Annotated in this window: 13 protein-coding genes; 3 read left to right on the top strand and 10 right to left on the bottom strand. The window is 72.6% G+C overall.

The annotated features are described in order from the left end of the window. The first annotated feature begins 157 nt into the window (after positions 1–157). The 3 genes from ACFYWM_RS31790 to ACFYWM_RS31780 all read left to right on the top strand — a co-directional run bounded on the left by ACFYWM_RS31790 (position 158) and on the right by ACFYWM_RS31780 (position 8,397). Complete coding sequence (locus tag ACFYWM_RS31790; RefSeq protein WP_389921189.1) at positions 158–3,472, top strand: BTAD domain-containing putative transcriptional regulator; 3,315 nt, start codon at positions 158–160, stop codon at positions 3,470–3,472. 299 nt (positions 3,473–3,771) lie between these two features. Beyond that, on the top strand, positions 3,772–5,316 hold the full coding sequence (locus tag ACFYWM_RS31785; RefSeq protein ID WP_389921187.1) for an MFS transporter: 1,545 nt from the start codon (positions 3,772–3,774) through the stop codon (positions 5,314–5,316). A 417-nt stretch (positions 5,317–5,733) separates the two neighbouring features. Beyond that, a complete protein-coding gene (locus ACFYWM_RS31780) occupies positions 5,734–8,397 on the top strand; it encodes a glycoside hydrolase family 3 N-terminal domain-containing protein (RefSeq protein WP_389921184.1) in 2,664 nt (887 codons plus the stop codon). Between the two features lie 129 nt (positions 8,398–8,526). Here ACFYWM_RS31780 and ACFYWM_RS31775 read toward each other — a convergent pair whose 3' ends face one another. The 10 genes from ACFYWM_RS31775 to ACFYWM_RS31730 are packed head-to-tail and all read right to left on the bottom strand — an operon-like array spanning position 8,527 to position 14,432. Further along, the gene (locus ACFYWM_RS31775) at positions 8,527–8,946 is read right to left on the bottom strand and encodes a gas vesicle protein K (protein WP_389921181.1); all 420 of its coding nucleotides are present in this window, start codon (positions 8,944–8,946) and stop codon (positions 8,527–8,529) included. Further along, positions 8,943–9,218 (bottom strand): gas vesicle protein, encoded by a 276-nt coding sequence (locus tag ACFYWM_RS31770; RefSeq protein ID WP_389921179.1) that lies wholly within the window; start codon positions 9,216–9,218, stop codon positions 8,943–8,945. Before ACFYWM_RS31770 ends, ACFYWM_RS31775 begins: the two co-directional genes overlap by 4 nt. Further along, positions 9,208–9,999: a GvpL/GvpF family gas vesicle protein gene (locus ACFYWM_RS31765; RefSeq protein WP_389921176.1), complete on the bottom strand. Its 792-nt coding sequence runs from the start codon at positions 9,997–9,999 to the stop codon at positions 9,208–9,210. The genes ACFYWM_RS31770 and ACFYWM_RS31765 overlap by 11 nt, the downstream gene beginning before the upstream one ends. Then, positions 9,992–10,429, bottom strand: coding sequence for a gas vesicle protein (locus tag ACFYWM_RS31760; protein WP_389921173.1), 438 nt, complete (start codon positions 10,427–10,429; stop codon positions 9,992–9,994). The genes ACFYWM_RS31765 and ACFYWM_RS31760 overlap by 8 nt, the downstream gene beginning before the upstream one ends. 1 nt (position 10,430) lies before the next feature. Beyond that, on the bottom strand, positions 10,431–10,892 hold the full coding sequence (gvpO, locus tag ACFYWM_RS31755; protein ID WP_389921171.1) for a gas vesicle protein GvpO: 462 nt from the start codon (positions 10,890–10,892) through the stop codon (positions 10,431–10,433). 45 nt (positions 10,893–10,937) lie between these two features. Continuing rightward, positions 10,938–11,162 (bottom strand): gas vesicle protein GvpG, encoded by a 225-nt coding sequence (locus tag ACFYWM_RS31750; protein ID WP_389921168.1) that lies wholly within the window; start codon positions 11,160–11,162, stop codon positions 10,938–10,940. A gap of 33 nt (positions 11,163–11,195) precedes the next feature. After that, positions 11,196–12,065, bottom strand: a complete 870-nt coding sequence (locus ACFYWM_RS31745) for a GvpL/GvpF family gas vesicle protein (protein WP_389921165.1) — start codon at positions 12,063–12,065, stop codon at positions 11,196–11,198. 1 nt (position 12,066) lies between these two features. After that, a complete protein-coding gene (gene gvpJ, locus ACFYWM_RS31740) occupies positions 12,067–12,507 on the bottom strand; it encodes a gas vesicle protein GvpJ (RefSeq protein ID WP_389921163.1) in 441 nt (146 codons plus the stop codon). Between the two features lie 36 nt (positions 12,508–12,543). After that, positions 12,544–13,719: an SRPBCC family protein gene (locus tag ACFYWM_RS31735; RefSeq protein ID WP_389921160.1), complete on the bottom strand. Its 1,176-nt coding sequence runs from the start codon at positions 13,717–13,719 to the stop codon at positions 12,544–12,546. A 5-nt stretch (positions 13,720–13,724) separates the two neighbouring features. Beyond that, positions 13,725–14,432 carry a hypothetical protein gene (locus tag ACFYWM_RS31730; protein ID WP_389921157.1) on the bottom strand — a complete coding sequence of 236 codons (708 nt, stop codon included), beginning with the start codon at positions 14,430–14,432 and terminating at the stop codon, positions 13,725–13,727. Positions 14,433–14,624 lie beyond the last annotated feature (192 nt).

Genomic DNA, 14,624 nt, shown 5'->3' with positions numbered 1-14,624 from the left:
CCGCCCCTTCTGGGGTCAGAGAAAGATCTTTTTTCCCTAAAGTCCTGACATGTAGATATATGTCGTACCAGAGATCATCCGGCGTTACACGCCCGTACCCCGATCGGTGATGATCGGCGACAGGGCGGCGGCGGGCGGATGCCCCGATAATCGGGATATGCGGTTCGACATCCTCGGTCCCACCCGGATCCGGCTCGACGGCGGGCGCGTGGTCGTCGTGGGCGGGCAGGGGATGCGCGCGCTGCTCGTGATGCTCCTCCTCGACGCGGGCAGGGTGGTGACCGTCGAGCGGCTGATCGGCGGTCTGTACGGCGACGACCCGCCCGCGAGCGCCGCCAACGCCCTGCAGTCCCAGGTCTCGCGGCTGCGCAGGACGCTCGGCGTCCAGGAGATGATCGAGTTCCACCCGGCGGGATACCGGCTCGCGGCCGCTGCCGACACCGTCGACGCCCACCGCTTCGAACGGCTCGCCGCCGACGGCCGCCGGGCCCTGACCTCCGGCGAGTACGACAGGGCCGTCGGCCTGCTGGGCGAGGCCCTCTCCCTGTGGCGCGGGCCCGCGCTCGCCGACGTGGGGGAGGCGCCGTTCGCCCGGGCGCCCTCGGCCAGGCTGGAGAGGCTCAGGCTCGACTGCGTGGAGGACCGCGTCCAGGCGGAGCTGGAGCTGGGCCGCCACCGCGAGCTCGTCGCCGAGCTGCAGGAGCTGACCGCCGCCCACCCCTTCAGGGAGCGGCTGTACGGGCAGCTGATGCGCGCCCTGTACGGCTCGGGCAGGCAGGCCGAGGCCCTGGAGGTGTACGAGGGGGCGAGGCGGATCCTCGGCGAGGAGTTCGGCGTGGACCCGTCGGCGGAACTGGCCGCCGTGCACCTGGCGGTGCTCAGGGCCGACCCCGCCCTCACCGGCGCCTCCGGCGACGTCTCCGGTGTCGCGGCCGGCGACGCCGCGCCCGTCAGGTCGGGACTGCGGGCCCCGCTGACGAGTTTCGTCGGCAGGGAGGGGGAGACGTCCGGGCTCCGCGCGCTGCTCGGCGAGACGAGACTGGTCACCCTGGTCGGCCCCGGCGGCGCGGGCAAGACCCGGCTGGCCGGCGAGGTCGCCGCGGGGGAGCGGGGCGACGTGTGCTTCGTGGAGCTGGCCCCCGTCCTCGGCGAGGGGGAGGCGGCCCAGGCGGTCCTCGGCGCGCTGGGCGTCCGCGACGGCGGCCTGTTCCCCGGCCGCCCGGTGCCCGCCCCTCTGGCCAGGCTGGTCGCGGTGCTGGCCGACCGTCCCATGCTGCTCGTCCTGGACAACTGCGAGCACCTGGTCGCGGAGGCCGCCGAGCTCGCCGACCACCTGCTCGCCGCCTGTCCCGGACTGCGCGTCCTGGCCACCAGCAGGGAGGCGCTCGGCATCACCGGGGAGGTGCTCCACCCGGTCGCGCCGCTGCCGGTGCCGAGGACGGGCACCGCCGCGGGAGAGGCCCTGACCTACCCGGCGGTACGGCTCTTCGCCGACAGGGCGGCGGCCGTGCGCCCCGGTTTCCGCGTCGACGACGCCAACGTCGAGCAGGTACTGGGCATCTGCCGCGCCCTGGACGGCCTGCCGCTCGCGCTGGAGCTGGCCGCGGCGCGCCTGCGCTCCCTGCCGGTGGCCGAGGTGGCCTCCCGGCTGGACGACCGGTTCCGCCTCCTGTCGCGCGGCAGCCGCACCGCGCTGCCCCGGCACCAGACGCTGCGCGCCGTGGTCGCCTGGAGCTGGGACCTGCTCGACGACGACGAGCGGGCACTGGCCGGGCGGCTCACCGTCTTCGTGGGCGGCGCGACGCTGGAGGCGGCCGGGCGGGTGTGCGGGCTGCGCGAGGACGAGGTCGTCGACCTGCTGAGTTCCCTCGCGGAGAAGTCGCTCGTCGAGCGGGTGGGCGGGCGCTACCGGATGCTGGAGACCATCCGCGCGTACTGCGCGGAACGGCTGGCCGAGACCGGCGAGACCGAGGCGCGCCGCGAGGCGCACGCCTCCTACTACGCGGACCTGGCGGCCACGGCGGACTCCCACCTGCGCGACGCCGGGCAGCTGGAGTGGCTGCGGCGCCTGGACGAGGAGCGCGACGACCTGCACGCCGCGCTGCGCTGGACCGTCGACACCGGCAGGACCCGGCAGGGGCTGCGCCTGCTCGCCGGGCTCGCCATGTACTGGTGGCTGCGGGGCCGCCGCTCGGAGGGCGCCGCCCTCGCCGCGGACCTGCTCGTCGCGATCGGCTCGGTCCCCGCCGAGAACGCGATCGGGGCCGCTCCGGCAGGGGGATCGACCGGGGGCGCTCCGTCCGAGGGGTCGACCGAGGCCGTTCCGGCATCGAGCGTGATCGGTGCCGGTGCGGCCGGGGGGGTGACGGGACCCGCTCCGCCGGAGAGCGCGACCCGGGCCGTGCCGGTCGAGGGGATGGAGGAGGAGTACGCCGTGTGCGTGCTCGTGGCCTCCTCCGGCGAGACGCGGTCGCCCTGGCACCTCGACCTGCTGGAGACGATCATCCCGATCATCCCTCCGATCGACCTGCCCTACCGGTGGCCGTTCCTGGGCATGCTGTGGCCGATGTTCACCGGCCCGCCCGACTCCCTGCCCGAACCGTCGTCGCTCCTCGTCATCACCGACCCGTGGCTGCGGGCGCTGTCCTGCTACGGCTACGGCTACTTCTACCTGTACGGCGGCGGTGCCGGGAGCGCCGAACGCGCCTTCGAGAAGGCGCTGGAGCTGTTCCGCTCCATCGGGGAGCGCTGGGGGAGCGCGCTCACGCTGGCCGAACTGGCCGGGCTCGCCGACCTGCGGAGGGACAGGGCCGCGTCGCGCGCGCTGAGCGGGGAGGCGCTTCGCCTGGCGGAGGAGCTCGGATCGGACGAGGACATCGCGGAGCTCGTCTGCCGCGGCGCCGCGGGAACCGTACGCGACGGCGACCTCGAGACCGCCCACGCCGAGTACCTGCGCGCGGCCGAGCACGCCCGCCGGGCGGGCGCCCCCGACGTGATGGCCAAGGTCCACCACGGTCTCGCCGAGATCGCCAGGCTCCGCGGGGATCTGGACGAGGCGCTCACCCTCGCCCTCAGCGCCCTGGAGCTGTGCACCCAGGAGTGGTACGCCACCGAGGAGCTCCGGTTGCGCATCACCGTCGGGCTGGGCCGGATCGTCGCGTCGCGGGGGGACGGGGCCGGGGCGAGGACCTGGTACCGCAGGGCGGTGGAACCGGCGCTGCAGCGTTACCCGCTGGTGGCGGGCTCGGCGATCGAGGGACTGGCGGAGGTCGCGTTGCTGGAGGGCGACGCCAAGGGCGCGGCCCGGCTGCTGGGCGCGGTCACGGCCCTCGGCGGCACCACCGCGGCGGACTCCGGCGTCGATGTCACGGCGGCCGTCCGCGCCCGGATGGGCGACGCCGCGTACGAGGAGGAGTGGCGCGCGGGAACCCGCCTGTCGCGGAGCGAGATGCTCGCGACACTCGACGCGTGACCCCGGCCTGACGGTCCCCGGCGGCCCGGCCGACCTCGACGTTCCGGCCGACTCCGGCGGGGGCCGGGGCGTAGACGACACGCGTCACCGTCGCGACGCGCGCCCCTGTCACGACGCTCCTTTATCGTGACGCGCCCCTGTCGTGACGCGCCCCTGTCGTGACGCGCCCCTGTCGTGACGCGCGCCTGTTACGACGCGCTTCTGTCGTGACGCGCCCCTGTCGCGGCGCGCGCGTCCCGGTGCGGGGGCGTCAGCGGGGGGTGCGCGGGCCGTCAGCGCTCCCGGTCACGATGACCGGCATGAACGACCACTCCCCGATCACGGGCCGCCGCAGATGGGCGACCCTCGCCGTCGCCTGCCTGGCGGCGCTGCTGCTGTCCGTCGACGTCACCGTCCTGCACCTCGCCCTTCCCCAGCTGGTCGCGGACCTGCGGCCCTCGTCGACCCAGATCCTGTGGATCGGCGACGCGTACGGCTTCGCGCTCGCCGGGCTGCTGATCACGATGGGCAACCTCGGCGACCGGATCGGCCGCAAACGGCTGCTCCTCATCGGTGCCGCGGCCTTCGGCGTGGCCTCGGCGGTGACCGCCTACGCCCCCACCCCCGAGCTGCTCATCGCCGCCCGTGTCCTGCTGGGCGTGGCGGGTGCCACGATCATGCCCTCCACCCTGTCGATCGTCTGCAACGTCTTCACGGACCCGAAGGAGCGGACCACGGCGGTCGGCCTGTGGAGCGGGATGGGCGCGGCCGGGTTCGCCCTGGGGCCGGTCGTCGGCGGCCTGCTGCTCGACCACTTCTGGTGGGGCTCGGTCTTCCTGATCAACCTGCCGGTGATGCTGCTCATCCTGCTCGCCGGTCTCGTCGTGCTCCCGGAGTCGCGCAACCCCGCCGCGGGGCGGGTGGACCTCGTGAGCGTGCCGCTGTCCGTGGCCGGCGTGATCGGTGTCATCTACGCCGTGAAGGAGGCCGCCGTGCACGGTCTCGCCGACACGGGAGTCCTGGTGGCGGGAGCCGCCGGGATCGCCGCCCTGGCGGTGTTCGCCCGGCGGCAGACCCGGCTCGCCGAGCCGCTGATCGACGTCCGCCTCTTCCGGCGCCGGGCCTTCACCGCCTCGGTCGGCGCCAACCTCGTGGCCATCTTCGGCATGTCCGCGCTGTCACTGATCTTCGCCTGGTACTTCCAGCTCGTGCTGGGCTGGTCGCCCCTGCGGGCCGGTCTCGCGGGACTGCCCGGGGGCATGTCGGCGGCGGTCGGCGGGGTCCTGGCGGCGGGGCTGATCATCCGCTGGGGCCGGGCCAGGGTGGTGGCGCTCGGCCTGGCGATGGCCGCCGCGGGCTTCGCCTTCTACGGCCAGATCGCTCTCGACACCCCCTACCTCTACTTCCTCGCCCCGATGATCGTCTGCGGGGTGGGCATCGGGCTCACGTTCGCCGTCACCAACGACACCGTGCTCGCGAGCGTGCCCAGAGAGCGGGCCGGCGCCGCGGCGGCGATCTCCGAGACGTCCTTCGAGCTGGGCGCCGCGCTGGGCATCGCCGTGCTGGGCAGCGTTCTGACCGGCGTCTACCGGGGCGACCTCCGGCTTCCGGCGGGGCTGCCCGGTGAGGTGGTGGCCCCCGTCAGGGAGTCGCTGCCCACCGCCCTGGAGGCGGCCGCGGCGCTCCCCGGACAGCTGGGGGAGGCCGTCGCCGAGGCCGCGAGGCTGGCCTTCGTCACCGGGGTCGAGGTCACCGCGATCACCGCCGCGGTGACGATCGCCGTACTGGCGGCGGTCTCGCTCGTCAGCCTGCGCGGCGTCCCCGACGTGATCCCCGAGGAACTCCTTTCCGAACCGCACCGGTGACCCGCGCGGGCGTTTCGGGCGCGAGCACCCCGCTGCGGGCGCTCCAGCGCCAGGACAGGCGCCAGGACGGAGGCCGCCGCGCGCCGGGCGCACGAGGTGACTCCCGCGGGCGCCCTGGAGCCCCGGCCGCCGCGGCGCCGCCTCCCTGACCGTGGGTTGTCCGGCGCCACCCGGCCGCGGGGGTGTCCGATTTGCTGAGAGCGCTCTCATCCAGATCTCCCGCCCGGGGACGCGGTCGGCGATGATGTGCCTGGTGATAAGGGTTTGTGAGCCGCGAACCGCCCGAAGGTCGCGCATCCAGTCGAGAGAGCGCTCTCGCAAGAGTATTGACTCGGCCCGGTCACAGCGTCAGGATCTGCGCAGTGCGGACTCGGGGGATCCGCCACGCCCATGCGGTACCTGGAGAACGGATCCTCGATGATCAGACCCTTCGCCCGACCGGGCGCCCGCCGGAGCGGACTCGCGGTCCTGGCGAGTCTCGCCGTCCTGTCAGCGGGCACCACCGGGATTCCGAGCGCGGGCGCCGAGACCGCGGCGGGCGGCCGGCAGCCGGTGATCGGCAAGCCCGCCCTCGACTCCCGCGGCTGCGCCCGCATCGAGAAGAAGCTGCCCACCCTCTCCGAGTGGCCCAAGGTCAGGAGCAGCATCGAGCGGGACCGCTCCGACGAGAAGCGGGTGGCGAGGATCCTCGCGGGCATGACGCTCGCCGAGAAGGTCGGCCAGATGACCCAGCCGGAGATCGCCGCGATCACCCCCGCCGAGGTCGGGCAGTACTTCATCGGCTCGGTGCTCAACGGCGGCGGCTCCTGGCCGGGCCGCGACAAGCACGCCACGCAGAAGGCCTGGCTCGACCTCGCCGACGCCTACTGGAACGCCTCCGTCGCCACCCGCGCGAAGATCCCCGTCATCTGGGGCATCGACGCCGTCCACGGCAACAACAACGTCCACGGCACGACGGTCTTCCCGCACAACATCGGGCTGGGCGCCGCCCAGGATCCGTGCCTCGTGCGCGACATCGGGGCGGCGACCGCCCGGCAGATGCGCGCCACCGGCCAGGACTGGGCGTTCGCGCCCAGCGTCTCCGTCCCCCGCGACGACCGGTGGGGCCGCACCTACGAGGGCTTCTCCGAGGACCCCCGGATCACCCGGGCGTACGGGTACGAGGCCGTCAGGGGCCTGCAGGGCAGGCACCCGCGCGGCATCGGCCAGGACGGCGTCATCGCCACAGCCAAGCACTTCATCGGTGACGGCGGCACCCTCAAGGGCACCGACCAGGGGGTCAACCCCGCGTCCGAGGCCGAGATGATCAACCTGCACGGCCAGGGCTACTACGGCGCCCTCGCGGCCGGGGCCCAGAGCGTGATGGTCTCGTTCAACAGCTGGACGAACGCCGAGCTCGGCATCGCCGAGGGCAAGCTGCACGGCAGCAAGCGCGTCGTCGACGGCATCCTCAAGCGGAAGATGGGCTTCGACGGCATCGTCGTCTCCGACTGGAACGGCATCGGCCAGGTCGCCGGGTGCACCAACGCGAGCTGCGCCCAGGCGATCAACGCGGGCATCGACGTGGTGATGGTGCCCAACGACTGGAAGGCGTTCATCGCCAACACGATCGCCCAGGTCGAGAGCGGCGCGATCCCGATGGCGCGCATCGACGACGCGGTGACGCGCATCCTGCGCGTGAAGTCGCGCACCGGGGTGCTCGACGGCCCCAGGCCCTCCAGGCGCGCCTTCGCCGGATCGGCCGAGGCGCTGGAGTCGAAGAGGCTCGCCAGGGATGCCGTGCGCAGGTCGCAGGTCCTGCTCAAGAACAACGGCAGGGTGCTGCCGCTGGCCGCGGACTCCAAGGTCCTGGTGGTCGGCAAGAGCGCCGACAGCCTGCAGAACCAGACCGGCGGCTGGACCCTCACCTGGCAGGGCACCGGCAACGTCAACGCCGACTTCCCCAACGGCACGACGATCCTCGGCGGCCTGCGCGAGACGCTCGGCGAGGCCGACGTCACCTTCAGCGAGACCGGCGACGGCGTCGACCCCTCGGCGTACGACGCGGTCATCGCGGTGATCGGCGAGACGCCGTACGCCGAGGGTGTCGGCGACCTCTCGCGGCGCACGCTGGAGGCCGCCAAGATCTACCCCGGTGACCTCGCGGTGCTCGACAAGGTCACCGGGAAGGGCGCGCCCGTCGTCACCGTCTTCGTCGGCGGGCGGCCGCTCTGGATGAACAAGGAGCTCAACCGCTCCGACGCGTTCGTCGCCGCGTGGCTGCCCGGCACCGAGGGCGGCGGCGTCGCCGACGTGCTCGTCCGGGGTAAGCACCGTGACGGCTTCACCGGCAAGCTGCCGTTCTCGTGGCCGAGGAGCGCCTGCCAGTCGCCGCTGAACCCGGGCGCCGAGGGCTACGACCCGCTGTTCCCGCTCGGGTACGGCCTGCGCGGCGGCCAGAGCGGGCAGGTCGGGACGCTCGACGAGACCGCGCCCCCGTTCGGCTGCGGCGAGCAGGGCGGCGGCGGGGAGGCGAGCGAGGAGCTGGAGATCTTCAACCGGACCGACATCGCGCCGTACCGGAGCTTCATCGGCTCCGCCGAGAACTGGGGCGGCACCGAGATCGGCCCCGACGGCCAGGCGGCGCACGCCGAGATCGGCGTGGTGCAGTCGGACGTCAACGTACAGCAGGACGGCCTGAAGGCGACCTGGACCGGCACCGGCCCCGCCCAGCTCTACCTGCAGAACCCGGCGGGCGGTACGGACCTGAGGGGTTACCTCAACGCGAAGGGGGCGCTGGTCTTCGACACGATCGTCCACCAGCCCCCGGCCGCCAGGACCGTGCTCAGCGTGCACTGCGTCTACCCGTGCTTCTCCGAGGTGGTGGCGACCTCCCTCTTCCAGGGGCTTCCGGTGGGGACGAGGTCAACTGTCAAGATCCCCATCGCCTGCTTCGCCGCGGGCGGCCTCGACCTGGAGGTGGTGAACACGCCGTTCCTCGTCTACACCGAGGGGGCCTTCTCCGCCTCGTTCGCCAACGTCCGCTGGGTGCCGCAGGCGGCCGACGATCCCGACGCGAAGAAGTGTGAGGATCTGACCTAGGAGTCCGGGAACGAGGCGGCCGGAGGGGTTCGCCCCTCCGGCCCTGCCGGTGTCCCCGGGGAGCCCTTCCGGCCGTCGCGCGTCCGGCCGGAGGGGCTCTGGAAAACGCGGGAGACGCGGTGGGTGGTGTCAGTCGGTGGGCAGGAGGGTTCCGAGCGGTCCGAGGTCGAGGTTGAGGTCGGACGGCGAGAGCCCGAAGTGCTCGCACAGCTCGGTCATCGCCTCCTCGAGGCGCATCAGCGTCATGCCCAGCACCTCAACCTGCTCGTCCGACAGGTCTCCCTGGTCCATCCGGCGCACGCACTGGCGTTCCACCAGCTGCCGTATCAGCTCGACGAGGGTGAGCACGAGGCGGGTCAGGTCCCGTTCGACGGCCTCTGGGTCGGTGTTCACCCGCCAGCCGGCGGTCCGCGCCGGTCCTCGCGCGTTCCCGGCCGTGCCCGCGAGCGTGGTCCGCCTGACCTTGAACCTCCTCGCCGCGGGACGAGGCCGTCCCCGGGTCGCGCGAGAGTCCCCCGTGCCGGAGGCGGCGGGCAGGCGGCGGTTCACGGCGGGCCCCCCTCCTCGGAGGCCCGCAGGAGCGTGACCGCGCCGGGCGGGTGGGCGGACGGGATCGGGTCGGAGGCCCGTACGGAGGTGATCAGGGCGCGCAGCGAGATGCGGACGAGGTCGATGTCGGCGATGGACAGCACGAGGTCCCCGCTCACGACCACGCCACCGGCCAGCAGCCGGTCGAGCAGGTCCACGAGCGCCACCCGCTCGGGGGGAAGGCGTCCCTGGGCGGCGAGCTCGGCGCCTCGCGGGGGGCGGTCACGGGTCATCGGACGCCTCGCGTGGATCGCCGAGGTCCATCGAGGTGAAGGAGTACGGTGCCCAGGGGCCGGTGAGCTGCATCCCGACCCCCTCGCCGCGCAGCGAGTCGACGGCCGCGGTGAACTCCTCACCGTGGTCCTCGTCGACGAGGTAGGCGCCGTTGAGCAGCATCACCTCCTCGCGGCCGGACAGTCGCGGGTCCTGCGGCCGGTGGCGGTGCCCGGCCACCGAGACCGACACCAGGGCGGCGTGGATGTCCTCGGCACGCCGCGCCGCCCGGCGCCAGGCGTCCTCCCGGCCGCGCAGGCTCGCCCGGCGGCGCTTCAGGTACGCCGTTCCCGGGCTGCAGGTCTCCGCGGGGGCCTCCTCGGCCGCAGGGGCGCCCGAGTCCGGTTCGGCGTACGCCTTCACACCCCATTCCCTGCACCCGGTGACGCGGGCGAGCACCTCGGCGAAGTCGTCGTGCCTGCGCCGGAGCAGGTCGCGGACCTGCTCCTCGGTGCTGTAGACCGTCACCAGCCGGACCGGGGCCGTGGGAGCCCCCTCCGCCACGGCCTCCACGACACGGTTGTGGGCGCGGGCCGTCTCCCCGACCCAGTCCAGGTCCTCCAGGAAACGCCGCAGCGGCTCCTCGCCGAACTCCTCCAGGGGCACCGGGCTCACGTACGCGACCAGACCCTCGTGCGTGATCGCGCGCACCGGCGCCCCGGCCACGCCGATCACGTGGTCCGGGAGGGCGCGGCCCACCTCCCGGGCGATCGCGTAGAGATACGTGCCCGTCTCAGCCATCGCGTCCCTCCCTGAACCTTCCGGCCCTTCCCGGCTCCCGGACGTCGCCGGGCGAACGGGTGCCCTCGCCCCCGCCGAGGGAGCGGCGCCGGGCGCCGTCGCCCTCCACGCCGGCCAGCCGGTCGCGGAGGACGCGGTTCTCCTCGACCAGGTCGCGGTCCCGGGAGGTGAGCCACGGATCGTGTTCCCACCAGTCGATCCCCAGCTCCCGCGCCGTGTCAACCGAGGCGATGAGCAGGCGCAGCTTGATGGTGAGCAGCTCGATGTCCAGCAGGTTCACCCGGATGTCGCCCACGATCACCACACCCCTGTCGAGCACCCGCTCCAGGATGTCGGCGAGGTTGCCGGACGACTCCCGCCCGCCGGGTGTCCCCCCGCCGTAGGACCGGGGGAAGGCGCTGCCGCCGCCGGGGCGTGTCACGTCGGCCACGTCACCCCGCCTCGCCGTCCGTCCGGCCGCGCCTGTAGCGCCTCACCCTGCGGTACGACAGCAGGTCGCCGGCGGCGTCCATCTCGACCTGGTAGAGCGACAGCATGTCGCCCGACGAGGGGATGTGCCGGTCCTCGACGACCTCGATCTCGACCTGCCAGCCCTCCTCGGTCCGTCGCACCAGCGTCACCCCCTCCGTGTCCTTCGCGGTCAGGTCGGCGATCTGCCGCAGCCCGGCCGCTCCGGCGGTCGCCGCCGACAGGGCGGGGGAGCGCCGCCCCGGCCGCCGGTCCCTCACGGGCTCGTCCTCGTCCAGGTCCTCCTCGTCGAGGTCTTCGTAGGGTTCCTCGTCCTCGTCCTCGTCGAGAGGCTCGTCGAAGGTCTCGTCGAGGGCCTCGTCGCCGGTGGTCCTGTGGGAATCGCCGGTCGAGCGTTCCCCGCGGGCTCTGTGTCTGACAGGCACGAGATCACTCCTCTCGTCGTCTCCGCGCCGGTGCGGCCGTACCGGCTAAGCGATCATCTCCCTGAGGATCCGCTCCGCCGCCTCGGCCTCCTCCTCCTGCGAGATCTCGCCGGAGGCCCTGGCCTCCGCCAGTTCCTCCAGGCGGCGCCTGACCGCCGCGGGACCCCGGAGTTCCTGCTCGGCCTGCTCCTCCAGCAGCTCCGCGAGCCGGATCAGCCCGCGCAGCGGCGCGAGCGGAAGGCCGAGGATCATTCCCAGCGGTTCCACCACCGCTCACCTCCCTTCGCGTCCCCGTGTGTTCCCTCACGCCCTGACGAAGTCGTACGGTGCCAGCGGGCCGAGCAGGCGCAGCTCGACCCGGCCGGTCCACCGGGCCCTGAACTCCTCCAGGGCCTCCTCGATCTCCGGCTGCCGATCGGTGTCCGCGAGCAGGGCCACGTGGGCGGCGTCCCGCTCGTGGGTGGGCTCGCGCACGACGATGGAGACGCAGAGCGGGTCGAAGGCGCCGACCAGGGCCTCGGTGTCGGCCTCGCGCTTGGCCGCGATCGACGTGTTGACCAGCTCTCCGAGCCGCATCCTCGCGTCCCACGTCGCCTCCTCGGGGCGCCCGCGGATCGCGTCGCGCAGCTGCGTGATCCGCGGGTCCTCGTCGAGCACCTCCCGCAGGACGGCCTGTTCGACGTAGCGTCCCTTCACGACGTACTCCGCGCGTCCCTCCAGCTCGTCCAGCGTGGCGAGGAAGTCGTCGTGGTGGGGGGCGAGCAGCTCGTCGACGACCGCCCGGGCGTCCGTCACCACCGCCCCGAAACGCAAGGGGAGCACCGGCACCTCCGCGGCGGTGGCGTCCAGCAGCCGCTCGTGGGCCACCAGGTCGTCCGGCCTGCCGAGGGGGCGGTCGATGGGGACGTCGCTCACCAGGGCGGCGATCTCTCCGTGGGGCACGAGCCGGACCGTGTTCGGCGGGTCTCCCACTCCCCGGGTGCCCGGGGTCAGCTCGACGTCGGACGGGATGATCCCGTACACGTAGGTGCCGGTGGCGCGGGGCTCCCCGGGCCGGGCCGCGGCGGCCCGGCCGGTGCGGCCGGTGTCGTGCCGTCCGGCCGTCCTGGAGGCGTCGGCCCTGGGCCGCCTGCCGGACCGGACCGTGCCGCGCTTCTCGCTGGAACCGTGCATCTCACTCCTCCCCGCGCCGCCTGCGGCGGGGCACCCGTTCGCGTTCCGTGCCGTCCTCGTCGTACTCGTCCTCGCCGGGCTCCCCGGCCGTCAGGCCGCGGAGCTTCTCGCCCGCCGCGTCCAGCAGCCCGTGCGTCGCACCCTTGACCTTCGTCCTGCTGCCGCTCTCCGTCATGCCCTCCACCAGCTCGGGCAGCCCCTTCTGGTTGCCGGTCTGGGTGAGGTCGAGGCGGTTGACGGCTTCGGCGAAGCGCAGGTAGGTGTCGACGCTGGCCACCACGACGCGCGCGTCGATCGTCAGCAGCTCGATCCCCACCAGGGAGACCCTGACGTAGGCGTCGATCACGAGTCCCTTGTCGAGGATCGTGTCGATGACGTCGGCCAGTCCCGACGAGGACCCGTGGCCGCCCGTCCCGCCGCCCGAGGGTTGAACGATGGTCATGGCGTCTCCTCCCTGGTGCTCCCGTGCCCCCTCCGGTCACGTCCGGCTGGCCGCCTTGCGGCGGGCGGGACGCCTGGGCGTCTCCTCCGCGCCCTTGGGGGCGGCGGACCTGCGACGCTGCGACGGACGCCTGAGCGGCTTCTCCTCGGGCTTCTCCTCCTCGTCGGCCGCGCGTTCCGCTTCGGGCTCTTCCTCCTCTTCCTCCTCTTCCTCTTCTTCGAGCTCGTCCTCGGGCTCGTCCTCCTCGGATTCCTCCTCGTCCTCGAGGGCGTCCTCCTCGGACTCCTCGCCTTCGTCCTCGTCGGCCTCGCCGGTCTCGGTCCGGTCCTGCTCGGGTTCCTCCTCGGAGTCCTTCTCGGCCTTCTTCCTTTCCTCCTCCTCGCGCAGTGCCGTCTCCTGGTCCTTGACGACCTCGCTGTCACGGATCTCGCCGCGCCAACCCTCCAGGTCGTCGGGATGCAGGAGCACCCGGCTCATGACGTGCCGCCGGAAGTGCTTGAGTTCGAGGCGCGCGCGCCTGCCCTGGGCGCGCCACAGGTTGCCGGTGCGCTCGAAGAGGCCCTTCGGGTAGTACTCCAGGACGAGCAGGATCCGGGTGAGGTCCGGACCGAGCTCGTGGAAGGTCACGGCGCCGTCGACGTAGCCCTTCGCCCCCTTCGACCGCCAGATGATCCGCTTGTCCGGCAGCTGTTCGAGGATCGTCGACTCCCAGGTCCGGTGGGAGAGGAAGATCTGCGCCTTCCACTCCAGCTTCTCGTCGGACTCCTGGTCGACGCCCTCAACCTTCTTCATGAAGCTCGGGAAGTCACCGAACTGGGTCCACTGGTCGTAGACGACACGTATCGGGGCGCCGACGTCGATCGACTCGATGATGTTGATCATCTTGAGCTTCCCGCTCTGACCGCCCTTGCCGCCGCCGGTGAGCTTCTTGACCAGGCCGCCGACCGCCATCTTGCCCAGCCCCTTCACCATGCCCCCGGCGATCGCCGTCTTGGGGTGCTTGGAGCCGGTCAGCGCGCTGATCAGGCCGGACCCGGCGCCCCCGGCGTAGTCGGTCAGGCGGCCGGTCATGCCCTCGACCTTTCCGCTCACCGACGACAGGGCCCGCTCCCCGAGGGCTCCCATGAGGTTGTGGAACTCCTGGTTGAGCCGGCTGGTGGGCGGCTCGTCGCCGCCCTCACGGTCGGGACGCTTCTTCGAGGTTTCGGCCATCGAGGTCACCCCCGTGCCCTGGCGGGCGTCGGCTTGGTGCGGGAAGAGGTGGATCCGCTCCGGGACGGAGGCCGGCGCTTGGCCCTGGCCCGTGGCTCCTCTTCCTCCTCCTCTTCGTCCTCCTCGTCTCCGGAGTCTCGCGGTGCCCGCCGGGCGGGCTTGACGGCCGGCTCACGGCGCTTGGAGGCGGGACGCCTGCGGACGGGCGGGGCCTCCTCTTCCTCCTCGTCCTCTTCCTCCTCGTACTCGTCCGTCTCGGGTTCGTACTCCTCCTCTTCCTCCTCGTCCTGTCGCCGGCCCTTCCTGCGGGACAGGAGGCCCTTCATGCGCCCGCGGCGCCCCTTGGGCTCCTCGGCCTCCTCGCCCTCCTCGGGCTCCTCTCCCAGGTCCTCCGGCTGCTCCAGCGGGTTGCGCAGGGACTCGGCCCGGTCGTGAAGCCTGGTGCTCATCGAGTCGATCCGCCTGCTCACCGCGGCCTTGGCGGCGGCCTTGCTCGCGTCCACGAGATCGCCCCGGACACTTTCGGTGATCTTCGCCAGTTCGGGGGAGGAGCTGAGTACCTTCAACCCCTGCTGCAGCAGGTCACCCTGACCGGCGCTCAACCGGCCGGTCGCCCCGGCCGCGGCCAGCGCCATCGCCAGCCGCAGCTTCTGGCGTCGCCCCAGAAGATAGCCACCGGCTACGGCGAGGGCTATCCGTACCTCATTGTTCACGATCATCACTCCTTGTCGGTTGCCTCGTCGTGCGCTCCACCCCCCGTGGAGTTCTCATCGGCGTATGGCGAAGGAAGGTGGTGTCGATGATGTTCAATGCCTTTTTTGGGCAAAGGCAAGAAAGCACCATATTTTATAAACCTCATACTTCCGTACCCTGAAAAATCCGGATAAAGATGTGCGTGAGCAAAG

Source organism: Streptosporangium sp. NPDC002721 (genome assembly GCF_042888905.1).
Classification (GTDB): Bacteria; Actinomycetota; Actinomycetes; order Streptosporangiales; family Streptosporangiaceae; genus Streptosporangium.
This window is presented reverse-complemented; position numbering and strand designations above follow the sequence as displayed.